Source organism: Streptomyces sp. NBC_00203 (assembly GCF_045206325.1).
Taxonomy (GTDB): domain Bacteria; phylum Actinomycetota; class Actinomycetes; order Streptomycetales; family Streptomycetaceae; genus Streptomyces; species Streptomyces lutosisoli.
In genome coordinates this window covers 7,371,520-7,396,552 of record NZ_CP108126.1, presented here as the reverse complement: position 1 = coordinate 7,396,552, position 25,033 = coordinate 7,371,520, and the positions used below count along the sequence as shown (strand labels likewise).

The 25,033-nt window shown below is 70.2% G+C and carries 15 protein-coding genes; 12 read left to right on the top strand and 3 right to left on the bottom strand.

The window, feature by feature from the left end:
* The first annotated feature begins 70 nt into the window (after positions 1–70).
* The 6 genes from OG975_RS33120 to OG975_RS33095 all read left to right on the top strand — a co-directional run bounded on the left by OG975_RS33120 (position 71) and on the right by OG975_RS33095 (position 9,821).
* Positions 71–1,984: an ABC transporter ATP-binding protein gene (locus OG975_RS33120; RefSeq protein WP_406332966.1), complete on the top strand. Its 1,914-nt coding sequence runs from the start codon at positions 71–73 to the stop codon at positions 1,982–1,984.
* Positions 1,981–3,861 carry an ABC transporter ATP-binding protein gene (locus OG975_RS33115; RefSeq protein WP_406332965.1) on the top strand — a complete coding sequence of 627 codons (1,881 nt, stop codon included), beginning with the start codon at positions 1,981–1,983 and terminating at the stop codon, positions 3,859–3,861. The genes OG975_RS33120 and OG975_RS33115 overlap by 4 nt, the downstream gene beginning before the upstream one ends.
* Positions 3,862–3,893: 32 nt before the next feature.
* Complete coding sequence (locus OG975_RS33110; protein ID WP_406332964.1) at positions 3,894–5,609, top strand: ABC transporter transmembrane domain-containing protein; 1,716 nt, start codon at positions 3,894–3,896, stop codon at positions 5,607–5,609.
* Complete coding sequence (locus OG975_RS33105) at positions 5,606–7,363, top strand: ABC transporter ATP-binding protein (protein ID WP_406332963.1); 1,758 nt, start codon at positions 5,606–5,608, stop codon at positions 7,361–7,363. The genes OG975_RS33110 and OG975_RS33105 overlap by 4 nt, the downstream gene beginning before the upstream one ends.
* A gap of 60 nt (positions 7,364–7,423) precedes the next feature.
* A complete protein-coding gene (locus OG975_RS33100) occupies positions 7,424–8,668 on the top strand; it encodes a hypothetical protein (RefSeq protein ID WP_406332962.1) in 1,245 nt (414 codons plus the stop codon).
* 175 nt (positions 8,669–8,843) lie between these two features.
* Entirely contained in the window at positions 8,844–9,821 is a 978-nt protein-coding gene (locus tag OG975_RS33095) for an NAD(P)-dependent alcohol dehydrogenase (RefSeq protein ID WP_406332961.1), read from the top strand.
* A gap of 14 nt (positions 9,822–9,835) precedes the next feature.
* Here the strand turns inward: OG975_RS33095 and OG975_RS33090 are convergent, their stop codons facing one another.
* Positions 9,836–10,171, bottom strand: a complete 336-nt coding sequence (locus OG975_RS33090; protein ID WP_327431852.1) for a P-II family nitrogen regulator — start codon at positions 10,169–10,171, stop codon at positions 9,836–9,838.
* A 21-nt stretch (positions 10,172–10,192) separates the two neighbouring features.
* Positions 10,193–11,626: an ammonium transporter gene (locus OG975_RS33085; RefSeq protein WP_406332960.1), complete on the bottom strand. Its 1,434-nt coding sequence runs from the start codon at positions 11,624–11,626 to the stop codon at positions 10,193–10,195.
* A gap of 413 nt (positions 11,627–12,039) precedes the next feature.
* On the opposite strand from OG975_RS33085, the gene OG975_RS33080 reads away from it, so the two are divergent.
* From OG975_RS33080 to OG975_RS33070, 3 genes are all read left to right on the top strand, one after another.
* A complete protein-coding gene (locus tag OG975_RS33080; protein ID WP_406332959.1) occupies positions 12,040–14,082 on the top strand; it encodes a M4 family metallopeptidase in 2,043 nt (680 codons plus the stop codon).
* Positions 14,083–14,384: 302 nt separating this feature from the next.
* Positions 14,385–16,043, top strand: a complete 1,659-nt coding sequence (locus OG975_RS33075; RefSeq protein WP_406332958.1) for a M4 family metallopeptidase — start codon at positions 14,385–14,387, stop codon at positions 16,041–16,043.
* A 71-nt stretch (positions 16,044–16,114) separates the two neighbouring features.
* Positions 16,115–16,615, top strand: coding sequence for a DUF1990 family protein (locus OG975_RS33070; RefSeq protein WP_369262338.1), 501 nt, complete (start codon positions 16,115–16,117; stop codon positions 16,613–16,615).
* A gap of 13 nt (positions 16,616–16,628) precedes the next feature.
* On the opposite strand, the gene glgP is transcribed toward OG975_RS33070, so the two are convergent.
* Positions 16,629–19,247, bottom strand: a complete 2,619-nt coding sequence (gene glgP, locus OG975_RS33065) for an alpha-glucan family phosphorylase (protein ID WP_406332957.1) — start codon at positions 19,245–19,247, stop codon at positions 16,629–16,631.
* Positions 19,248–19,597: 350 nt separating this feature from the next.
* Here glgP and OG975_RS33060 point away from each other — a divergent pair, with 350 nt between their 5' ends.
* The 3 genes from OG975_RS33060 (at position 19,598) to treS (ending at position 24,985) form a co-directional block, all read left to right on the top strand.
* The gene (locus OG975_RS33060) at positions 19,598–20,800 is read left to right on the top strand and encodes a S8 family peptidase (RefSeq protein ID WP_406332956.1); all 1,203 of its coding nucleotides are present in this window, start codon (positions 19,598–19,600) and stop codon (positions 20,798–20,800) included.
* A gap of 196 nt (positions 20,801–20,996) precedes the next feature.
* Positions 20,997–23,270, top strand: coding sequence for a maltotransferase domain-containing protein (locus OG975_RS33055; protein WP_406332955.1), 2,274 nt, complete (start codon positions 20,997–20,999; stop codon positions 23,268–23,270).
* Positions 23,267–24,985: a maltose alpha-D-glucosyltransferase gene (gene treS, locus OG975_RS33050; protein WP_406332954.1), complete on the top strand. Its 1,719-nt coding sequence runs from the start codon at positions 23,267–23,269 to the stop codon at positions 24,983–24,985. The genes OG975_RS33055 and treS overlap by 4 nt, the downstream gene beginning before the upstream one ends.
* The last annotated feature ends 48 nt before the right edge of the window (positions 24,986–25,033 follow it).

Below are 25,033 nucleotides of genomic sequence, written 5' to 3'. Positions count from 1 at the left end.
TCGTTGAACGATTCAGGACCGGCCAAAACTCGGTGGGCACTGTCAGTGGTGAACCGTAGGCTCGCCGATGATGCCCACAACAGATGCAGTGACCAAGGATCGAGCCGGAACCGAGGACCGAGCCGACAGCCACCAGCGTGCGGGCCGTTCGACCGTACGCAGCCTGTTGCGCCTGTGGCCGTATGTGCGGCCGGTGCGGGTGCGGCTGTTCGGCGCGGCCTTGGTCGCGGTGGTCGCCTCCTGTACGGGCCTGGTGTTCCCGCTCGTCCTGAAGTGGATGGTGGACGGTCCGGTGGCCGGCCACGATCCGGCGGGCGTCTGGCTCGGGGCGTTGTATCTGCTACTGCTCGGGCTGGCCGAGGCCGGGCTGTTCGGGCTGCGGCGGTGGCTGGTGGCGCGGCCGCTGGCGGGGGTCGAGGCGGCGATGCGGGCGGATCTGTACCGGCATCTGCAGCGCCTCCCGGTCGCCTTCCACGACCGCTGGGCCTCCGGTCAGCTGCTGTCCCGGGGCACCACGGACCTGATGCTGGTGCGCATGTTCCTGGCGTTCCCGCTGACCTTCCTGCTGGTCAACTCTGTGACGATCCTGGTGGGCGTGGCCATCATGCTGGCCCAGGAGTGGACGCTCGGGCTGGTGCTGCTCGCTCCCGCCGTCCCCGTCGTGATCGTCTGCTGGCTCTTCGAGCGGCGCTACTCGGAGGTGGCCCGGCGCTCGCAGGACCAGGTCGGCGATCTGACGACGGTCGTCGAGGAGAGCGTGCTCGGCATCCGCATCATCAAGGGCTTCGGCCGCCATCGCAGCCAGGCCCGCGCCTTCCGCGAGCTGTCCGGGAAGCTGCGCGGCACGGAACTCGTCAAGGCCCGTCTCCTCGCCTCCATCTGGGCCGTCATCGTCACCCTGCCCGAACTCGCCATCGGCGCCGCCCTCGTCCTCGGCACGGTCCAGGTCGCCGACGGCCACCTCTCCGCCGGCACGCTGGTGGCCTTCCTCTCGACGGCCCTCGCGCTGCGCTGGCCCGTCGACTCCATCGGCTTCCTTCTCGCGATGAGCCAGGAGGCGGGGACGGCGACGGAACGGTATTTCGAGGTGATGGACGCGGCTCCTGAGGAACCGGCAGGTTCCAGTGACCCGGCGGAGGTGTCGGCCGGGGGGAGGTTCCGCAGCTCGGCGGTTCGAGGTGCCGCTCTCTTTGGGACGGGTGCCGCCCCAGCGGCACGATTGCCCGCGGCCGGGGCGGCCGGCGGACTCCAGTTCCACTCCGTCCAGTTCCGCTACCCCGACGCCCCCGCGGACGCGACCCCTGTGCTGGAACGCATAGACCTCCACATCCACCCCGGTGAATCGATGGCCCTGGTCGGTGCGACCGGCACCGGGAAGACCACTCTCACCGCGCTCGTCCCCCGCCTCCACGAGGTGACATCCGGCCGCATCACCCTGGACGGCGAGGACATCACCCAGATGTCCAGAGACACGCTGCGCGAACTCGTCGCCGTGGCCTTCGAGGAGCCCACCCTCTTCTCGGCGACGGTCGGCGAGAACGTCCTCATGGGCGCCGAAGACACCGCGGGCGAGCCCGAGTTGGACCGCGCCCTCGCCGTCGCGCAGGCGGACTTCGCGCACGCGCTGCCGCAGGGCACCGCGACACAGGTCGGGGAGCAGGGCCTCAGCCTGTCGGGCGGGCAGCGCCAGCGTCTGGCCCTGGCGAGGGCGGTGGTCGGCCGCCCCCGCTTCCTCGTGCTCGACGACCCGTTGTCGGCCCTGGACGTGCACACGGAGGCCGCGGTCGAGGCCGCCCTGCGCCGGGTGCTCGCGGAGACGTCCGCCCTGATCGTGGCGCACCGCCCGTCCACGGTCCTGCTCGCCGACCGCGTGGCCCTGCTCTCCGGCGGCCGCATCGCCGCGGTCGGCACCCACCACGAACTGCTGCGCACGAACGCCGAGTACGCCCATCTGATGTCGGGTGCAGAGGAGGACGACCGATGACGGCGGCGCCCACGACCACCGCGCCGAACAAGGAACCGGACAAGGAACCGGGCAAGGACCGGACGGGCCGGGAACCCGAGCGGTACACGGACCCCTTCGACCGCGACACGCTGCCCACTCCCCCGGGCGCGACCGCCGCGCTGCTGCGCTCCCTGCTCGCCCCGCTCAGGGCCCGTGTGGTCGTGACCACCGTCCTGCTGCTGCTCCAGCAGGCCGCGGTGCAGGCGGGCCCGTTGCTCGTGGCGTACGCCCTCGACCGCGCCGTACCGGCGTTCCGGCACGACGACCACGGCCCGCTCATCGTGGTGGGCGTCGGGTATCTGCTGTGTTCGCTGGCCTCCGGCGGACTCCAGTACGCCTTCATCATCGCCTCGGCCCGCGTCAACCAGGACGTGCTGCTCGATCTGCGCGGCCGGATCTTCCGCCATGCGCAGGCGCTGAGCATCGACTTCCATGAGCGGTACACCTCGGGCCGGCTGATCTCCCGCTCCACGACGGATGTCGAGTCGTTGCGCGAGCTGCTCAGCGAGGGTCTGCAGGAGCTCGTCACGGTCATCCTGTCGTTCGTCTACATCTCGGCGATGCTGCTCTGGCTGGACCTGGGCCTCGGTGCGGTGGCGGTGGTGTCCTTCGTGCCGCTGTATCTGCTCATCCGCCTCTACCAGCACCGCGCGGGCCGTATCTTCGCCCGGCGGTCGACCGCGATCGCCGCCGTGATCGTGAAGTTCGCGGAGACGATGAACGGCATCCGCCCGGTGCGCGCGTTCCGCCGCGAGGCCGCCAACGACGCGGACTTCCGGGTGCTCAACCAGCGCCACGAGAAGACGAACGGCGACTCGCTGCTGGAGATGGCCCGCTATGTCGTCGGCTCCCGTCTGGTCGCCAACACGGCGGTCGCGGGGATCGTGCTGTGGGGCGCGTACCGGGTGGCCTCGGGGTCGCTGGCGCTGGGTGTGCTTGCCGCCGCGGTGCTCTATCTGCGCCGCCTGTACGACCCGATCGACCGGCTCGGCATGTTCCTCAACTCGTACCAGTCCGCGGCGGCTTCGCTGGAGAAGATCGCGGGCCTGCTGGCCCAGACGCCGTCCGTGCCGGAGCCGTCCGCGCCGAAGCAGCTGCCCGCTCTCGCGTCGGAGCACCCCGGCCGCGAGGTCGTCTTCGACGACGTCCGCTTCGCGTACCGCACCGGCGGCGAGATCCTCCCCTCCTTCTCGCTCACGCTCCCCGCCGGGCAGACGGTGGCCGTCGTCGGCTCGACGGGCGCGGGCAAGTCGACGCTGGCCAAGCTGCTGGCCCGCTTCTACGACCCCTCGGACGGCCGTGTCCTCCTCGACGGTGTGAATCTGCGCGATCTCTCCGTGCCGGAACTGCGGCGCGGTGTGGTGATGGTGACCCAGGAGGCGTTCCTGTTCTCCGGCACGGTCGCCGAGAACATCGCGATCGGCCGCCCGGACGCGTCCCGCGAGGAGATCCAGCAGGCGGCGAAGGCGATCGGCGCCCATGACTTCATCAGCGCCCTGCCCGACGGCTACGACACGGACGTACGCAAACGGGGTGGCCGTATCTCGGCGGGCCAGCGCCAACTGGTCGCGTTCGCACGGGCGTTGCTCGCCGACCCGGCGGTCCTCATCCTCGACGAGGCGACCAGTTCCCTGGACATCCCCGGCGAACGGGCCGTCCAGCGGGCGATGTCGACGGTTCTGCGCGGCCGTACGGCGGTGGTCATCGCGCACCGGCTGTCGACGGTGGAGATCGCCGACCGGGTGCTGGTGATGGAGCACGGCCGGATCGTCGAGGACGGCACACCCGACGAACTCGTCGCGGGCACCGGCAGGTTCGCGGATCTGCACCGGGCATGGCGCGACAGCCTCGTATAGCGGCGGACACGGGCGAGGGGGGCTGAAGATCGATGATCGACGCGTACGAGGATCCGGGGACGCCGGACTGTCGTGGCGGCTGGCGGTATCTGTGGTGGCTGGTCACCCGGCAGGCGGGCCGGTCCGTCGCCGGGGCGCTGATCGCCAGTGTCTGGATGGCGCTTCTGGCGCTGCCGCCGTATCTGCTGTCCCGTGCGATCGACGACGGGCTGGAGCCGGGCGACCAGGCCGCGCTGGCCGGCTGGACCGCCGCCGTGCTGGGCATCGGGGTGTTCAACGCCTGGCTGGGCGTGGTGCGGCACCGGACCATGACCAAGCTCCGGATGGACGCCAACTTCCGTACGGTCAAGGTCGTGGTCGAGCAGTCGGTCCGGCTGGGTGCCGCGCTGTCGCGGCAGGCCGGGGCCGGGGAGGTCGTCACGATCGGGGTCGGTGACGTGCAGACGATCAGTACGTCGCTGACCGCCGTCGGCCCCGGCGTCGCCGCGATCTTCACCTACGCCGTGGTGGCCGCGCTGCTGCTGTCGGTCTCGCTCCAGCTGTCCGTGGTGATCCTGCTCGGAGTGCCGCTGATCGCCGTACTGGTCGGCCCCCTGATGGGGCGGTTGCAGGGCACCGAGACGGGTTACCGCGAGCGGCAGGGAGTGCTGACGGCCCGGATCGCCGACCTCGCGGGCGGCCTGCGTGTCCTCAACGGGCTGGGCGGCAAGGGGCTGTTCGCCGACAGCTTCCGGCGCGACTCGCAGGAGCTGCGGGAACAGGGGTACCGGGTCGGGGCGGTGACCAGCTGGGTCCAGGCGCTGGGCATGGGGCTGCCGAGCCTGTTCCTCGCCGTCGTGACCTGGCTCGCGGCCCGGCTGGCCGCCCAGGGGGACATCACCGTCGGCGAGTTGGTGTCCGTGTACGGGTATGTCGCGGCCCTCGTGCTGCCGGTGGCCTTCTTCATCGAATGCGGCTACCAGCTCAACCGGGGCGTGGTCTCCGCCCGGCGTGTCGCACGGTTCCTGTCCCTGGAGCCCGCCGCCGATCGCGCCGACGCGCTGGACGCGCCCTCGTCCCCGGCGGTGCTGCACGATCCGGAGTCGGGTGTCCGGGTGGTGCCGGGGCGGCTGACCGCGCTGGCCGGTGGCCGTCCCGCGGAGTCCGAGGCCGTGGTCGACCGCCTCGGCAGGTACGCGGAGTCGGCGGTGACCTGGGGCGGCGTACGGCTCGACGAGATCTCCCTGCCGCGGGTGCGCGAGCGGATCCTGGTCGCGGACAACGAGGCCGACCTGTTCGCGGGCTCCCTGCGCGACCTGGTCTCGGGACGCCGGGACCACGACGACGAAGCCATCACCCGGGCGGTGCACGCGGCCGTGGCGGACGACATCGTCCTCGGCCTGCCGGACGGGCTCGACTCGGCCGTCGACGCGCAGGGCCGCAGTCTCTCCGGCGGTCAGCGGCAGCGGGTACGGCTGGTGCGGGCGCTCCTCGCCGACCCCGAGGTGCTGCTCGCGGTCGAGCCCACCTCGGCGCTCGACGCACACACCGAGGCCGCCGTGGCGACCCGGCTGCGCGCGGCGCGCTCCGGCCGCACGACCCTTGTCACCAGCACCTCGCCGCTCCTCCTGGACCGGGCGGACACCGTGTACTTCCTCGTCGACGGCAAGGTCGCGGCGAGCGGCAGCCATCGCGAACTCCTCGACGGGGAGCCGGGATACCGGGCGCTGGTGGCCCGCGACGTGGACTCCGAGGAGGTCGTGCGATGAGCGCGCAGCTGCCGGTCGCCGAGCCCGCCGAGGTGCGCCGGGCGGCGGTGCGGCTGATCCGGGCGGACGGGCGGGCCTTCGCCGCCGTGCTCGGCCTCAACGCGCTGGCCGCCGTGGCCGGTCTGGTCGGCCCCTGGCTGCTCGGGCGGATCATCGACGACGTACGGGCCGGGGGTGGTGTGGACGTCGTGGACCGGCTGGCGCTGGTCATCCTGGTGTGCTCGCTGGCGCAGCTGCTGCTGGCGCGCTGGGCCCGTTATGTGGGGCACCGCTTCGGGGAGCGGACGCTGGCGCGGGTGCGTGAGGAGTTCGTGGAGCGGGCGCTGACGCTGCCGGCCTCGGTCGTGGAGCGGGCGGGCACGGGCGATCTGACCGCGCGCGGCACCGCCGACGTCACCGTCGTGGGCAACACCCTGCGCGACGCGGGACCCGAGCTGCTCATCTCCTCGGCCCAAGCGCTGTTCATCCTCGGCGCGGTCTTCGTCATCGACCCGCTGCTCGGCGGCTGCGGAGTGCTCGGCCTGGTCGGCATCCGGTTCGCCCTGCGCTGGTATCTGCGCCGGGCCCGCACCGGCTATCTCGCCGAGGGCGCCGCCACGTCGGAGGTCGCCGAGATCCTCGCGGCCACCGCGTCCGGCGCCCGCACGATCGAGGCGTTCGGGCTGCGGGAGCGGAGGACCGCCGCGAGCCGGGACGCCCTGGAGACCTCCCGCCAGAAGCGGATGTGGACCCTGTTCCTGCGCAGTGTGTTCTTCCCGGCCGTGGAGATCTCGTACGTCCTTCCCGTGGTCGGCGTGCTCCTGGTGGGCGGCGCGCTGCACGCCCGGGGTGCGATGAGTCTGGGTGCCGAGGTCTCCGCGGCCCTGTATATGCGCCAGCTCGGTGAGCCGCTCGACCAGATCCTGAACCAGGTCGAGCAACTCCAGAGCAGCAGCGCCTCCTTCGCCCGGGTGGAGGGCCTCGGCCGGGCACCGAAGGCGGTTGTGTCCGGCTCCGCCACCCCGGTGGACGACCGCATCGACGTAACCGGTGTGCGCTACTCCTACGACCGCGGGGGCGAGGTGCTGCGCGGGGTCGACCTGACCGTGCGGCCCGGGGAGCGGCTGGCCGTGGTCGGCCCGTCCGGCGCCGGGAAGACCACCCTGAGCAGGCTGCTGGCGGGCGTCGACGCACCGGGCGCCGGCTCGGTGACGGTCGGGCGGGTGCCGATCGTCGCGCTCGACCCCGAGCAGCTGCGCCGGCAGGTCGTCCTGGTCACCCAGGAGCACCATGTGTTCCTGGGCACGGTCCGCGACAACCTGCTGATCGCCGAACCGGCGGCCACGGACGCCCAGTTGTGGGCGGCGCTCGCGGCGGTCGGCGCCGACGACCTGGCCGAGGAGCTGCCGGACGGCCTGGACACCGGACTGGGCCCCGAAGGCTTCCCCGTGGACGGTTCCCGCGCCCAGCAACTCGCCCTGGCCCGGGTGGTCCTGGCGGACCCGCACACCCTGATCCTCGACGAGGCCACCGCACTCCTGGATCCGACGACCGCCCGCCATACGGAGCGCGCGCTGGCCGCCGTACTCGAAGGCCGCACCGTCATCGCCATCGCCCACCGGCTGCACACCGCGCACGACGCCGACCGGGTGGCCGTGATGGAGGACGGCCGGCTGACCGAACTCGGCACGCATGAGCAGCTGGTGGCGGAGGAGGGGGCCTATGCGGCGTTGTGGCATTCGTGGCACGGGGAGCGCGGGCCTTCGGGCGGCTGACCCGCACCGCGTCGGCCGCCTCCCTGGTTGAATGGCCAGCCCGTCCGACGAAGGGGAGACATGGGCCTTGAGACGACCATCGCCGTGGCGGGGTTACTGGTGGGGATCGCGGCGGCGGCGCTCGCCTGGGCGCCCCAGCGGCTGGCGAGCCGGGAAAGGAGCGTCGCCCTGTTCGTCCGGACGCGGAGCCATCTGCGGGGCAGCCGGGCAGAGTTGAGCACGGCGTGCGCCGAGGGCCAGAGGGCGCATCGCGCCGACGGCGAGCTGGTGCTGCTGACCCGGCCCGGCTGGATCCCGACGCGCCCACTCACCCTGGACGCTGTCCGCATGACGCTGCGCGAACTCCGGCCCGATGAGCAACTGGACGGCTGCCGGGAGGACTTGCGCCGGTACTGGCCGCACGGTCCCGGAGCACGGCGCACGGAGACCTACTCGGCCGCGATCGAGGCCTTCGACCGGCCTGGGGTCTGGTTCAACGGCCCGTCCTACCGCCTGCTCGACGTCGCGTCCGCACCGGCCGACCACCCCGAGGGCGGACTCGGTCTCACCTTCGCGCTCGGCCGCTACTTCGACGGCCTGGACACCACCGAGCCGCTTGCCTACGAGGAGGCGCTGCGCCAGCTGAAGGGCGGGGCGAGGCCGTTGCAGGGCCCGATCCGACGGGGCCTCGGCAGTCCTTTCGCGCTGGACAGGAGAGCCGCGCTCCCGGGGGTGAGCACGCTGACGGTCCGGGCCGAGGACGACGACGCGTACTTCTTCATGCACCGGCGCGAGGCCGGCAAGGTCGCCGTGGCCATGGGCACCACACACGTCGCTCCCGCCGGGGAGTTCCAGCCGCACGCCGACGTACTGCCCGTGTGGCGGTCCGACCTCGACCTGTGGCACAACACGATGCGCGAGTACGCCGAGGAGTTCCTGGGCGCCGCCGACGCCACCGGAAGCGGCGGGGTGACCATCGACTACGCGCGCGACGCGCCCTACGCGGACTTCCAACGGGCGGTACGGGAGGGCCGTGCCCGCGTGCGGTTCCTCGGGCTCGGCCTTGATCCGCTGACCTGGAAACCGGAGATCTGCCTGGTCTGCGTGTGGGACGCCCAGGCCTTCGACGAGATCTTCGCGAGCATGGGCGAGCGCAACGAGGAGGGCGTCCTCGTGGTCGGCACCCGGGCCCAGGAGGGCTACCGGGGCATCCCCTTCACCGCCGACAACGTGCTCGGTTACGCCGACCACGCCGGAACCCTGCCGGCGGGCCGGGCGTGTCTGACGCTGGCGTGGCGCTGGCGCCACGAACTGGGGCTGGGCTGAGCGCTTTCGGCGCCCCCTAGGGGTGTGGGGAGAGTCCCGTGCGGTGCCCCTAGGGTCTGTCCCCGATTCCCGTGGCCGGGTCTCGCGGCTACCGTCGTGAGCAGTGGCGGCGCCGCTGGGACCGGTCGGTCTCTCCCGCCGCTTCCGCCCCGAAGGCATGCGTCACGGAGGACCGATGAAGGCGATCGCCCAGGACCGGTACGGCTCTCCGGACGTGCTGGAGGTGCGGGAGTTCGACAAGCCGGAGCCCGTCGGCAGCGAGGTGCTGGTGCGGGTGCACGCGGTGTCGGTCAACGCGTACGACTGGCACCTCATGCGGGGCGATCCGTATCTGGCGCGTCTGTCGTTCGGCGCGGTCCGGCCGAAGGTGCGGATCCGGGGCCGGGACTTCGCGGGGCGGGTGGAAGCGGTCGGCGCGGACGTGCGGCGACTGCGGCCCGGGGACGAGGTGTTCGGCGAGGCCGACGGGGCGTTCGCCGAGTACGTGTGCGCGCCCGACACGGCGGTGTCGGCGAAGCCGGCCGGCCTGACGTTCGAGCAGGCGGCCGCGCTGCCGCTGGCCGGGAACACGGCCCTGATCGGGCTGCGCGACGTGGGGCGGCTGGCGTCGGGGCAGCGCCTCCTGGTCAACGGCGCGTCCGGAGGAGTCGGCACCCTCACCGTGCAGATCGCGAAGTCGTACGGCGCGGAGGTGACCGCGGTGTGCAGCGCGAGGAACGCGGAGCTGGTCCGCTCGCTCGGCGCGGACCGGGTCATCGACTACGCCGAGGAGGACTTCACGCGCGAAGGCCCGCGGTACGACGTCGTGTTCGACCTGGTGGCCAATCGCTCGCTGAGCGACCTGCGCCGCGCGCTGACGCCCACGGGCACGCTCGTGCTGTCCGGCGGCGGCGTGTCCGAGGGCGGCAGCCTCTTCGGCCCGATGAGCCTCACCCTCAGGGGCCAGGCGCTGTCCCGCTTCGTCGACCAACGGGTCCTCACGTTCTTCGCCCAGCCGACCGGGGAGAACCTGGCGGCCCTGCGGGAACTCGCCGAGTCCGGCAAACTCGCCCCGGTCATCGACCGGACGTACGGCTCACTGAGCGAGATACCCGACGCCATCCGGTACATGGAGGACGAGCACACCCGGGCGAAGGTCGTCATCACCGTGTGACCGTCCGCTCCCCCTCACACCGCGTCCGGTCCCCGCTCCCGCGTCCGGATGCGCACCACCTCCTCCACCGGCGTCACCCACACAACCCCTCCGCCCGTACCGCGGGCCCCCGCCGCACGGATGACACGGACAAGATCCGCGGCATCGAAGTCCAGCGTGAGGACATCGAGCCGGAGCCGAGGGCTGAGGTCCACGCGGTACTCGGCGCCGCGATAGATCTCCACGCGGACCCTCTTCGGCGTGTACCCCTGGACTTCGGTCACGGTCACCCCGCGCACCCCGAAGGACTGGAGCGCCCGCATCACGTCAGGCACCCGATGCGGAGGGAGGACCGCGGTGACAAGCTTCACGGGCCCTCAACTCCCCGTCCGTCAGCCGGAGTCCGTATCGCCCGCCGGTTCCTTCTCCGCGGCCTTCTGCGCCACCGCCGCGGCGGCGACCGGCTCCGGAGCCAGCCCCGTCACCGCTGTCTCCGCCGGGTACGCCTCCTCGTCGTGCACCGCGAGATCCCCGCTCTCCAGGACATCGTCGGGGGCGCGCAACTTCACGAACAGGCCAATCGCGCGCAGGATGAGGAAGGTCATCACGGCGTCGTAGACGATGACCGTGCCCGCGGCGCCGGCCTGCTTCCACAGCTGGTCGAGGTTGCCGTACAGCCAGCCGCTGGTGGACCAGGCGGTGGAGCCGTCCTTGTTGAGGTAGACCGCCATCGCCGGGTCGGCGAAGATCCCGACGAGCATGCCGCCCGCGAGGCCCGCGATGCCGTGGGTGTAGACGACGCCGAGCGCGTCGTCGACCTTGTTGAACGGCGGCACCTTGGACAGGTAGTTCCAGGCCAGCCACACAAGCGACGACGCGATGATGCCGATGTAGATCGCGCCGATGCCGGTGACGAATCCGGCCGCCGGGGTGATCGCCACCAGGCCCACGATCATGCCGTTGATCGAGCCCAGGAAGGTCGGCTTGCGCTGCGGGCCCGCGAACATGTCCCACACCACCCAGGTCAGCAGCGCGACCGCGGTACAGAGGTTGGTGTTGAGGACGGCGGCCGCGGCGTTGTGTCCGCCGAAGTACATGTCGCCGCCGTTGAACCCGTTCCAGCCGAGCCACAGGATGCCCGCGCCGACGGCGACCATGGGGAGGTTGTTGGGGACGCCGTGCGCGCGGTCGCGGGCCAGCCGGGGGCCGATGACCGCGGCCGCCACGAACCCCGAGGTGCCGGCGGCGAGATGGATGACGTACCCGCCGGAGTAGTCGAGCGCGCCCGTGGCCGCCCACCAGCCGCCGCCCCAAAGGAGGAAGGCGTTGACCGTGTAGACCAGGGTCGACCAGAGGGGGACGAAGAGCAGCCACGCGCGGATGTTCATCCGGCCGACCACGCTGCCCATGAAGAGCAGCGGTGTGATGGCCGCGAAGGCAAAGTGGAAGTAGGCGAGCGTGGACTGCGGGAAGTGGAAGCTCGGCATCAGGTCATTGCCGTTGACGAGCGGGATGTACGCCTGTGCCTGTTCGCTCGCCGAGCCGACGATGGTGCCCGGGCGGCCCACGAACGCGCCGAGGATGCCGGGCCAGTCGGAGTTCAGGGGTTCACCGAACCCCATCTTGAACTCCCAGAGCACCCAGCCGACGAGCACCAGCGAGAAGCCGGTGAAGGCCATGAACATGGTGTTCACGACCCACTTGCGCTGGACCAGACCGCCGTAGAGGATCGCGATACCGGGGATGCTCATCAGGCCGACCAGGGTGGCCGCGACGAGCTGCCAGGCGTTGTCGCCGGCATCCAGCCAGTTGGGATAGGGGATCACTGCGCCGTCAACTCCCCTCGTGGGAGCGGCAGTCCGGCGGACCGCCGGTGTGCACGGCAGGATCGTGCCGGATCTATTGCGGGTCGGTTCCGGGGGCATGTCGCCCGAGCAAATTTGCCCTCACCCTCAACGGCCTTTTTCTGGCCGGTAGTTGAAGAGTTCGTATAACGAACATGACCAACCGGACAACGGACTGTTTCCGGCCAACTTCTTGATGCGCTCCTGACAGACAGCGCAATCTGCTGCCACTCTTCCCACGGCAAGTTCACAGCAACCCCACAGCCTTACCGCTGTGCCATGCCGTACGACCCCATGCACCTGGTTCCGCGTACCGCCTGTTCTGCCCGGACGGGTCACCCATCGTCCGGTCTCCCCTGGCCGCGCGACCCGCGGCCACGCAGAAGGAGTCAGTGTTGAGTAGCAGTTCTCCCCACAGACGCACCTCCCACATCACCAAGCGCCGTATCTCGGGCGTCGCCCTCGTCGGCGTCGCCGCCCTGTTGACCGCGGCCGTCCAGTCGGGCGCCGCGAGCGCCGCCCCGGAGAAGGCACCTCGGGCGGGCAAGGTCAACCCGGGCGCGGTCGCCCTGAAGCTCACGCCCTCGCAGCGCGCCGAGCTGATACGCGACGCCAACGCCGCCAAGGCGACCACCGCCAAGGACCTGGGCCTCGGGGCCAAGGAGAGCCTGGTGGCCCGCGATGTCATCAAGGACCACGACGGTACCGTCCACACCCGCTACGAGCGGACGTACGACGGACTCCCGGTCCTCGGCGGCGACTTGGTGGTCGACACCGCCAAGTCCGGCAAGACCGGGCACGTCTACAAGGCGACGAAGGCCACCATCAAGGTCACCTCGCTCAAGCCTTCCATCGCCGCCGCCAAGGCGGAGAAGCAGGCCCTGTCCGCCGCCAAGGCCGCCGGTTCGAAGCAGACCGACGCGGACCGCGCGCCCCGCAAGGTGATCTGGGCGGGCAGCGGCACGCCGGTGCTGGCGTACGAGACGGTCGTCGGCGGTCTCCAGGACGACGGCACCCCGAACCAGCTGCACGTCATCACCGACGCGGCCACCGGCAAGAAGCTCTTCGAGTGGCAGGGCATCAAGACCGGTATCGGCAACACCCAGTACAGCGGCCAGGTGACCCTGACGACCACCCAGTCGGGCTCCAACTTCACGCTGAACGACAGCGCGCGCGGCGCCCACAAGACGTACAACCTGAACCACGGGACGTCCGGCACCGGCACGCTGTTCTCCCAGACGAACGACACCTGGGGCAACAGCACCACGTCGAACGCCGCGACCGCCGGCGCCGACGCGCACTACGGCGCCGCCGAGACCTGGGACTTCTACAAGAACACCTTCGGCCGCAGCGGCATCAAGAACAACGGCGTGGGAGCGTACTCGCGCGTCCACTACGGAAACGCGTACGTCAACGCGTTCTGGGACGACACCTGCTTCTGCATGACGTACGGCGACGGGTCCGGCAACGCCGACCCGCTGACCTCGCTGGACGTCGCGGGCCACGAGATGAGCCACGGTGTCACGGCGAACACCGCGGGCCTCAACTACTCGGGTGAGTCCGGCGGTCTGAACGAGGCGACGTCCGACATCTTCGGCACCGGCGTCGAGTTCTACGCCAACAACTCGACCGACGTGGGCGACTACCTCATCGGCGAGAAGATCGACATCAACGGCGACGGCACCCCGCTGCGCTACATGGACAAGCCCAGCAAGGACGGCGGCTCCGCCGACTCCTGGTACTCGGGTGTCGGCAACCTCGACGTGCACTACTCGTCGGGTGTCGCCAACCACTTCTTCTACCTGCTGAGCGAGGGCAGCGGCGCCAAGGTCATCAACGGCGTCAGCTACAACTCGCCGACGTCGGACGGCCTTCCGGTCACCGGCATCGGCCGGGACAAGGCGCTGCAGATCTGGTACCGGGCGCTCACCACCAAGTTCACCTCGACCACCAACTACGCGGCGGCCCGCACCGGCACGCTCGCGGCGGCGGGTGAGCTGTACGGCACCACGAGCGCCGAGTACACGGCCGTGCAGAACGCGTGGGCCGCCGTGAACGTCGGTTCGCGCCCCGGCGGCGGCGGTGGCGGTACGTCGTTCGAGAACACGACCGACGTATCAATTCCGGACAACGGAGCGGCCGTCACGTCGTCGATCACGGTCAGCGGCCGCACCGGCAACGCGCCGTCGAACCTCGCGGTCGCCGTGGACATCATCCACACCTGGCGCGGTGACCTCGTCGTCGATCTGGTGGCCCCGGACGGCTCGGTGTACAACCTGAAGGCCTTCAGCTCCTCCGACTCGGCGGACAATGTCCAGACGACCTACACGGTCAACGCGTCCTCCGAAGTCGCCAACGGTGCCTGGAAGTTGAGGGTCCAGGACAAGGCGGCGCAGGACACCGGCTACATCAACAGCTGGAAACTGACCTTCCCGTAAACCGCATCGGAAGGTCGCACGAAGACAGGGCGCCGTCCCGGAGGTTCAACTCCCCGGGGCGGCGCCCTCTTTGCCTGGTCAGGGGTTTGCTTTGACTTCCCCTTGACGAAGATCGACTCCGTTCGCGCGCCCCCCACTGTTCACCCGATGGTCGATTTTCAGCCAAGGTCTTTATGGGCTCCTGACATGTACGCGCCCCTGATGGCACTCTTCACACCGCACGGCTCACCCGCACCGCAACTTCACAACCCTTCCGTTCGGCTACCCCACGCCGTCCGGTCGCCCCCACATAAGGAGCTTGCGTGACCCCCCTCTACGCGCGTCACAAGCGCACCTCTCTGGCCATCGCCACCGCTGTCGCGGCCGGAGCCCTGCTCGCCACCGGTATGACCACCGGTGCTTCCGCCCAGACCGAAGCAACCCCGGAGGGCAAGACCACGCTCGCCGGCGCACAGGTGCTGCTGTCCCCCGCCGCACGCACCACCCTCATCCAGAAGGCCCAGGCCGCCGCCACGGACACCGCCGGCGAGATAGGCCTCGGCGCCAAGGAGAAGCTGGTCGTCAAGGACGTCATCAAGGACGCCGACGGCACGGTCCACACGCGTTACGAGCGCACGTACAACGGCCTCCCGGTCCTCGGCGGCGACCTCGTCGTCCACGAGACCAAGGCCGGCAAGACCGCCGGTGTCACAAAGGCGACGAAGGCCACCATCAAGGTCGCGTCCCTGAAGCCCGCCATCGCCGCCAACAAGGCGGAGAAGCAGGCTCTGACGGCCGCCAAGGCCGCCGGCTCCGAGAAGACCGCCGCGGACAGCTCCCGCAAGGTCATCTGGGCCGCGGACGGCAAGCCGGTCCTCGCCTACGAGACCGTCGTCGGCGGTCTCCAGGACGACGGCACCCCGAGCCAGCTGCACGTCATCACCGACGCCGCCACCGGCAAGAAGCTGCACGAGTACGAGGGCATCGAGACCGGCACCGGCAAGAGCCTGTACTCGGGCACGGTCACCCTCGGCACCACGCTGTCGGGTTCGACCTACCAGCTGACCGACACCTCGCGCGGCAGCCACAAGACGTACAACAAGAAGCACACCACCACCTCGTCCGCGGGCACGCTGTTCACCGACGCGGACGACACGTGGGGCACCGGCGCGGCCTCCAGCTCCACCACCGACCAGACCGCGGCCGTCGACGCCGCCTACGGCGCGCAGGAGACCTGGGACTTCTACAAGAACACCTTCGGCCGCAGCGGCATCAAGAACGACGGTGTCGCCGCCTACTCCCGCGTCCACTACGGCAACGCGTACGTCAACGCGTTCTGGGACGACAGCTGCTTCTGCATGACGTACGGCGACGGCGACGGCAACGTCAAGCCGCTCACCTCGCTGGACGTGGCCGGTCACGAGATGACGCACGGCGTCACCTCCAACACCGCGGGCCTCGACTACAGCGGTGAGTCCGGCGGCCTGAACGAGGCGACCTCCGACATCATGGGCACCGCGGTCGAGTTCTACGCCGCGAACTCCTCCGACGTCGGCGACTACCTCATCGGCGAGAAGATCGACATCAACGGCGACGGCTCCCCGCTGCGCTACATGGACCAGCCGAGCAAGGACGGCGGCTCGGCCAACTACTGGTCGTCGACGGTCAAGAACCTGGACGTCCACTACTCGTCCGGTCCCGCGAACCACTTCTTCTACCTCCTCTCGGAGGGCAGCGGTTCGAAGACGATCAACGGGGTCACCTACAACTCCCCGACGTACAACAGCTCCACCCTCACCGGCATCGGCCGCGCCAAGGCCATCCAGATCTGGTACAAGGCGCTGACGACGTACATGACGTCGACGACCACCTACTCGGGCGCCCGCACGGCGACCCTGAGCGCGGCGTCGTCGCTGTACGGCTCGACCAGCACGGAGTACGCGGCGGTCAAGGCCGCCTGGACCGCGGTCAACGTGAGCTAGTTCTCGCGCAATTGGCCCGAGGCGGTACCCGGAGAGAGGGCAGCTCCGGGTACCGCCTTACCCTTGCCCCCATGCCCTACACGTACGAGGACGTGGGCGCGACCCGCGAGGACCGCTGCCCCCCGGGCTTCCATCGACTGCATGTGCGCGCCCGGATCGGCGAGGGCGAGGCCGTCTTCCGGCGCGCCTCCGACGCCCTGATGACCTGGGAGCTGCACCGTGCCATGGGCGTCGGCATCACCTGCGACGCGGACAAGGCGGCCCCCGGCGTCGACGTCACGGTCGGCCTCGGTCCGATCAAGGCGCCCTGCCGCGTGGTCTGGACGGCCGAGGAACCCCGCCGCACGGCCTGGGCCTACGGGACGCTTTCCGGCCATCCGGAGTGCGGCGAGGAAGCCTTCGTCGTCGACCGCACCGGCGACGGCACCGTCTGGCTGACGATCACCGCCTTCAGCCGCGCGGCGAAGTGGTACTCCCGCGCGGCCGGACCGGCGACCCGAGGACTCCAGCACGCCTACGCCCAGAGGTGCGGGAAGGTACTGCGCCGGCTGTGCGCGGGCCTGGACGACTAGAGCCTCGCCCCCCTCACCGCATCAGAACCCCCGCCTCCTCCCCCTTCTCCTCCGCCGGCACCGCCACCAGCCCCAGCTCCGCGCCGGACGCCAGCAGACGGTGCGTCGGCAGGATCCGGACCGTGTAGCCGAAGGGGCCCGTGCGGTCCAGGGAGAGCGGGCCCTCGTAGACCCAGCGGCCCTCCAGGTCAGGGCCGCCCGCCGGTTTCAGCGCCACGCACATCGCGTCCGCGATCCGGTCGTCCGCGTCGACGCGCCCTGCGACGGCCTGGACCTCGACATCGTCGGGGGCGAGGTCACCGAGGCCGACGCGGACGTGCAGCGACAGGGTCGTGCCGAGTTCGGCGGACGTCGTGGCGGAGGAGGCCTCGACGTGGTCGACGGTGACCTGGGGCCAGGCGGCGCGGACCCGGGACTTCCAGAAGGCGAGTTCGCGGGCCGTGTCCGCGGTGAGCGAGCGGTGGGCCTGGGCCGCCGGGGCGTAGAGCCGCTCCACGTACTCGCGGACCATCCGGCCCGCCAGCACCTTCGGCCCGAGGTGGGTCAGCGTCTGGCGGACCATCTCGATCCAGCGGTCGGGCAGACCGCCCTGACCCCGCTCGTAGAAACGGGGGGCCACACGCTGTTCGAGGAGCTCGTAGAGGGCCGTGGCCTCCAGGTCGTCGCGGCGGTCGTCGTCGGTCGCCGTGCCGTCCGCCGTCGGGATCGCCCAGCCGAAGTCGGGCTGGAACCATTCGTCCCACCAGCCGTCCAGGACCGACAGATTCAGACAGCCGTTGAGCGCCGCCTTCATGCCGGACGTACCGCAGGCCTCCAGGGGCCGCAGCGGGTTGTTGAGCCAGATGTCGCAGCCGGGGTACAGCTTCTGCGCCATCGCCATCCCGTAGTCCGGCAGGAACACGATCCGGTGGCGGACCCGCGGGTCGTCCGCGAACCGGACCAGCTCCTGGACCAGGCGCTTTCCGCCGTCGTCCGCGGGGTGGGCCTTGCCCGCGACCACGATCTGGACCGGGCGTTCGGCGTGCAGGAGGAGGTCCATGAGGCGGTCACGGTCGCGCAGCATCAGGGTCAGCCGCTTGTACGAGGGGACGCGGCGCGCGAAGCCGATGGTCAGGACGTCGGGGTCCAGCACCCCGTCGATCCAGCCGAGTTCGGCCGTGCCGGCGCCGCGCTGGCGCCAGGACGCGGTCAGCCTCTCCCGTACCTCCACCACCAGCTGCTCCCGCAGCACGCGCCGCAGGTCCCAGATCTCCTGGTCCGCGATGGCGGCCACCGCATCCCAGCGGTCCGAGCCGCCGACCGTCAGCGCGTCCTCGGTGCGCGGCGCGCCGATCTGCCGTGCGCCCAGGCGGAACACCTCCGGCGCGACCCAGGTCGGTGCGTGCACACCGTTGGTCACCGAGGTGATCGGGACCTCTTCCGGGTCGAAGCCCGGCCACAGGCCCGAGAACATCTCCCGGCTGACCTGGCCGTGCAGCAGCGAGACCCCGTTCGCCCGCTGGCCCAGCCGGAGCCCCATCACTGCCATATTGAAGAGGTTCGGCTCGCCGCCGGGGTAGGTCTCCATGCCGAGGCCCAGGATGCGTTCCACGTCGATGCGCGGGAGTTCGGCGTCCGGTCCGAAGTGGCGGGCGACCAGCTCCCGGTCGAAGCGGTCGATTCCGGCCGGGACAGGGGTGTGCGTGGTGAAGACCGTGCCGGCCCTGACCGCCTCCAGCGCGGCCTCGAAGTCCAGCCCCTGGTCGGCGAGTTCGGCGATGCGCTCCAGGCCCAGGAAGCCCGCGTGCCCTTCGTTCGTGTGGAACACCTCGGGCTGTGCGTGGCCGGTGAGACGGCAGTACGTCCGCACCGCGCGCACGCCTCCGATGCCGAGGAGCATCTCCTGCGACAGGCGGTGCTCGCTGCCGCCGCCGTACAGCCGGTCGGTCACCCCGCGTTCGCCGAGGTCGTTCTCCTCGACGTCGGAGTCGAGCATGAGCAGCGGGACCCGGCCGACCTGGGCCAGCCAGATCCGGGCCCGCAGCGCCCGCCCGCCGGGGAGCGCCAGCGAGACCTGGGCCAGGGTGCCGTCGCTCTCGCGCAGGGGAACCAGCGGGAGTTCGTTCGGGTCCAGGACCGGATAGTGCTCCTGCTGCCAGCCGTCGCGGGAGAGGGACTGGCGGAAGTAGCCGTGCCGGTAGAGCAGCCCCACGCCGATCAGCGGGACGCCCAGGTCGCTGGCGGCCTTCAGATGGTCGCCCGCGAGGATGCCGAGGCCCCCGGAGTACTGCGGCAGCGCGGCCGTGATGCCGAACTCGGGTGAGAAGTAGGCGATGGCGGCGGGGAGTTCGGAGGTCTGGGACTGGTACCAGCGGTCGCCGGTCACATAGTCGCGCAGATCGTCGGCGACCAGGGCGAGACGGCGCAGGAAGCCGCCGTCCTCGCCGAGCTCCGCGAGGCGCCCGGTCGACACGCTGCCGAGCAGCCGTACGGGGTCGCCGTCCGACGCGGCCCAGCGCTCCGGGTCGACGGACTGGAAGAGGTCACGGGTCTCGGCATGCCAGGACCAGCGGAGGTTGCGCGCCAGGTCACTGAGCGGGTGAAGGGCTTCGGGGAGTACGGGTCGTACGGTGAATCTGCGGATGGCCTTCACGGGCTTCCACCTTCACGGAGGACGTACGCGGCAGAGGGACGCACGTCCGTGTGCGCCCTGCGTCACCCACGACGGTAGCGGCGCGGGTGCCCTCGCAACACGGCGCATCGGAAGCTCCCTGGGCCCGGGCAGCCGATCGGGCCGACTATGTGACTTCGGCGGGAATTCGCCGCAACCTTCACCTGCACGTCACGGCCGATATGGCCGATTCCGCCCTCCTGGGCGGCCTTGTGGTGCTTCACCCCACACGAGAGGCTCGCCGGGTGGCGTACGGCCGGCACGACAGGGCCCAGGCCGACACCGGCCGGCTCCGGCCTCCGTACGCCGACTCGAGGAGGGGAACTCAAGTCATGGCACAGACGAGAGAGAGGCGTCTGCGCTGGGCGGGGGGCGTCACCGCGGTCGCGACGGCCGCGGTGCTTTCGGCCATCACCCTGCCCGCGCACGCCGCCCCGGAGGGGCAGATACTCGGGGCCGGCGATCCCGGTTCCGTCAGCGGGAGTTACATCGTGACGCTCAAAGGGGGGACACAGGCTCCGTCGTCGGCGGGAAAGAGCATCGCCGAGAAGTACGGGGCGAGAATCAGCCACACCTACGGAACGGCCCTCAACGGCTTCGCCGTGAAGGTCAACGAGAAGCAGGCCCGGCGGCTCGCGGCGGACTCCCGCGTGGCCTCGGTCGTGCAGGACACCCGGGTGGCGCTCGACCACTTCGAGAAGAACCCGCCCTCGTGGGGCCTGGACCGGATCGACCAGCCCGACCTGCCGCTCGACAAGGGCTACACCTGGCCCGAATCGGCGGGCGCCGGCGTGACCACGTACGTCATCGACACCGGTATCCGCATCACGCACAAGGACTTCGGCGGCCGGGCGAGTTACGGCTGGGACTTCGTCGACAACGACAAGACGGCCAAGGACGGCAACGGACACGGCACACACGTCGCCGGAACCATCGTCGGCACCAAGTACGGCGTGGCCAAGAAGGCCAAGGTCGTCGCCGTCCGCGTCCTCGACAACGACGGCTCCGGCACCACCGCGCAGGTCATCGCAGGCATCGACTGGGTGACCAAACACGCGAAGAAACCGGCCGTGGCGAACATGAGCCTCGGCGGGTACGCGAACACACAACTGGACACCGCCGTACGCAACTCCATCGCCTCCGGCGTGACCTACGCGGTGGCGGCGGGCAACGACGGACTTCCCGCCGGTCTGTACTCCCCGGCCCGGGTCACGCAGGCCCTCACGGTCGGCGCGAGCGACAAGACGGACGCACGGGCGAGCTTCTCGAACACCGGTTCCTCGGTCGACCTGTTCGCGCCCGGCGTGGCGATCACCTCGGCGTCGTACGCGAGTGACACGGGGAAGGCGACCTATTCCGGTACGTCGATGGCGAGCCCGCACGTCGCGGGCGCGGCCGCGCTCTATCTGGCCGACCACCCCAAGGCGACACCGGCCCAGGTGGCCAAAGCACTGGTGAAACAGGCGGTTTCGGGCAGGATTTCAGGCGCGGGACTCCTTTCGCCGAACAAGCTCCTGCACGTCGAGAACCCCTAGCGGGTCCCGGGGACACCAACCGGCCTCGACCTCACAGGACGAGGCCGGTCTTGTGTGTAGACATACGCGTGAGTAGTTAACAAAGTGCCGGAATGCCCACCCGCATAGGGTGGGAAGGCTCCTCCGGTACGCCCCGCCGGCCCCATCTCCCGACACCCTCATCCGCCCACCCACGTTGACGCGGACAGGAGCGGTCATGCCCGCAACGCACCACTCGTCCCCCACGTCGCCACCCCCGACGACCACCCCCGACACACCCCCCATACGCAGGGCCGACGCCGGTTCCCGCACCCCGGAGAAACCCTCCGCCGCGACCGGCGCCACCAGCACGGCCGTCACCACCACCGCCACCGTCACCACCACGGCAACCACGTCGTCCACCACGGCGTACGCGTCATCCACTGCGTCCACGGCGTATACGGCGTCCATCGGGCGCATCCCCGTCCTGGACGTCCGCCCGGTCGTCGAGCACGGGCGACGGCCCGCGAAGGCGGTGGCCGGCGAGTGCTTCGAGGTTTCGGCCACGGTCTTCCGCGAGGGCCATGACGCGGTCGCCGCGAACGTCGTCCTGCACGATCCGGACGGCCGCGCCGGCCCCTGGACCCCGATGCGCGAACTGGCCCCCGGCACCGACCGCTGGGGCGCCACGGTGTCCGCGGGGAAGGAGGGCCGCTGGACGTACCGGGTGGAGGCGTGGGGGGATCCGATCTCCACCTGGCGGCACCACGCGGGGATCAAGATCCCGGCGGGCATCGACACGGAGCTGGTCCTGGAGGAGGGCGCACGGCTGCACGAGCGGGCGGCCACCGGGGTGCCGAAGGGCAAGGGCCGCCGGGACACGATCCTCAAGGCCGCCGACGCACTGCGCGACCTCGACCGCCCCGCCGCGGCCCGTCTCGCCGCCGCGCTCACGCCCGAGGTGGACAAGATCCTCGCCCGCCATCCGCTGCGCGAACTCGTCACGTCCTCAGAGCCGTTGACGCTGCTGGTGGAGCGTGAGCGGGCGCTGTACGGCGCGTGGTACGAGTTCTTCCCGCGCTCGGAGAACGGGCAGCCCGAGAGCGGGCTGTCGGAGAACGGGCTGTCGGAGAGCGGGCGGCCGGTCCCGCCGGTGCACGGCACGTTCCGTACGGCCGCCGAACGCCTGCCCGCCATCGCGGAGATGGGCTTCGACGTCGTCTACCTGCCCCCGATCCACCCCATCGGCAGGACCTTCCGCAAGGGCCCCGACAACACCCTGTCCGCGGGCCCGTACGACGTCGGCGTGCCCTGGGCGATCGGCTCCCCGGAGGGCGGGCACGACGCCGTCCACCCGGACCTGGGCACGATCGACGACTTCGACGCGTTCGTACGCCGGGCAGCGCGCGAAGGCCTGGAAGTCGCCCTCGACTTCGCGCTCCAGTGCTCCCCCGACCACCCCTGGGTGGAGAAGCACCCCGAGTGGTTCCACCACCGCCCGGACGGCACGATCGCGTACGCCGAGAACCCGCCGAAGAAGTACCAGGACATCTACCCGATCGCCTTCGACAAGGACATGCCGGGCCTGGTCCGGGAGACGCTGCGCGTGCTGCGGTACTGGATGGATCACGGCGTACGGATCTTCCGCGTCGACAATCCACACACCAAGCCGGTGGTGTTCTGGGAGCAGGTGCTGGCGGACATCAGCCGCACCGACCCGGACGTGATCTTCCTGGCGGAGGCGTTCACCCGCCCGGCGATGATGCGCACGCTCGCGGCGGTCGGCTTCCAGCAGTCGTACACCTACTTCACCTGGCGCAACACCAAGGAGGAGCTGACCGACTACCTGACAGAGCTGTCGGGTGAGACGGCCGCGTACATGCGGCCGAACTTCTTCGTCAACACCCCTGACATCCTTCATGAGTTCCTCCAGCAGGGTGGCCGGCCGGCCTTCGAACTGCGGGCGATTCTGGCCGCGACGCTGTCGCCGACCTGGGGGATCTACAGCGGGTATGAACTCTGCGAGAACGCCCCCCTGCGCGCCGGGAGCGAGGAGTATCTGAACTCCGAGAAGTACCAACTGCGGCCGCGGGACTGGGAGTCGGCGGAGCGTGACGGACGTAGCATCGCGCCATTGGTGGGCGCGCTCAACGCGATCAGGCGGCGCAGCCCGGCGCTGCGTCAGTTGCGCGACCTCCATTTCCATCACACGGACAAGGAGGCGGTGATCGCCTACTCGAAGTCTGATCGGAACGCACGCGGTTCGAACACGGTTGTGGTGGTGGCCAACCTCGACCCCCACCACACCCAGGAGGCCACGGTCTCGTTGGACATGCCGCAACTCGGCCTGGACTGGCACGAGTCCGTGCCGGTGCGCGACGAGCTCTCCGGCGAGACCTACCACTGGGGCAGGGCCAACTATGTGCGTCTGGAGCCTGGGCATAGGCCCGCGCACATCCTCACCGTCCTGCGACCGTCCTCACCGCAGATCGGAGGGTCACCCACAACATGATCGTCAACGAGCCCGTCCCGGACACGTTCGAGGACACACCGGCCAAGGACCGCGATCCCGAATGGTTCAAACGCGCTGTCTTCTACGAGGTCCTGGTCCGCTCCTTCCAGGACAGCAACGGGGACGGTGTCGGCGACCTCAAGGGCCTCACCGCGAAGCTGGACTATCTGCAGTGGCTGGGCATCGACTGCCTGTGGCTGCCCCCCTTCTTCAAATCGCCCCTGCGGGACGGCGGGTACGACGTCTCCGACTACACCGCGGTGCTGCCCGAGTTCGGTGACCTGGCGGACTTCGTCGAGTTCGTGGACGCCGCCCATCAGCGCGGCATGCGGGTGATCATCGACTTCGTGATGAACCACACCAGCGACCAGCACCCGTGGTTCCAGGAGTCCCGGTCCAATCCCGACGGCCCGTACGGCGACTACTACGTCTGGGCCGACGACGACAAGCAGTACCAGGACGCCCGCATCATCTTCGTCGACACCGAGGCCTCCAACTGGACCTTCGACCCGGTCCGCAAGCAGTACTTCTGGCACCGGTTCTTCTCGCACCAGCCCGACCTCAACTACGAGAACCCCTCCGTGCAGGAGGAGATCATCTCCGCGCTGCGGTTCTGGCTGGACCTGGGCATCGACGGCTTCCGCCTGGACGCGGTGCCGTACCTCTACCAGGTCGAGGGAACCAACTGCGAAAACCTTCCGGCAACGCACGAGTTCCTCAAGCGGGTGCGCAAGGAGATCGACACGCACTACCCCGACACGGTGCTGCTGGCGGAGGCGAACCAGTGGCCGGAGGACGTGGTCGACTACTTCGGCGACTTCCCCTCGGGCGGCGACGAGTGCCACATGGCGTTCCACTTCCCGGTCATGCCGCGCATCTTCATGGCCGTGCGGCGTGAGTCGCGCTACCCGGTGTCGGAAATCCTCGCGAAGACCCCGGCGATCCCGTCCGGCTGCCAGTGGGGCGTGTTCCTGCGCAACCACGACGAGCTGACCCTGGAAATGGTCACCGACGAGGAACGCGACTACATGTACGCGGAATACGCCAAGGACCCGCGGATGCGCGCCAACATCGGCATCCGCCGCCGCCTGGCCCCACTCCTCGACAACGACCGCAACCAGATCGAACTCTTCACCGCCCTGCTGCTGTCCCTGCCCGGCTCGCCGATCCTCTACTACGGCGACGAGATCGGCATGGGCGACAACATCTGGCTCGGCGACCGCGACGCCGTCCGCACCCCCATGCAGTGGACCCCCGACCGCAACGCCGGGTTCTCCTCCTGCGACCCCGGCCGCCTCTTCCTCCCCACGATCATGGACCCCGTCTACGGCTACCAGGTCACCAACGTCGAGGCGTCGATGTCGTCACCGTCGTCGCTCCTGCACTGGACCCGCCGCATGATCGAGATCCGCAAACAGAACAAGGCCTTCGGCCTCGGCTCCTACACGGAACTCCAGTCCTCCAACCCGGCCGTCATCGCCTTCCTGCGCGAAGCCCCCTCGACAAAGGACGAGGGGGACGACCTCGTCCTGTGCGTCCACAACTTCTCCCGCTTCGCCCAGCCCACCGAACTGGACCTGCGGGCGTTCAGCGGAAGACATCCGGTGGAGCTGATCGGCGGGGTGCGATTCCCGGCCATCGGTGAGCTTCCGTACTTGCTCACGCTCGCGGGTCACGGCTTCTACTGGTTCCGGCTCCGCAAGGACGCCGTCTAGAACCCGGACGGCGGGGCGGTTTCTCCCGCCCCGCCCTGGGCACGCATC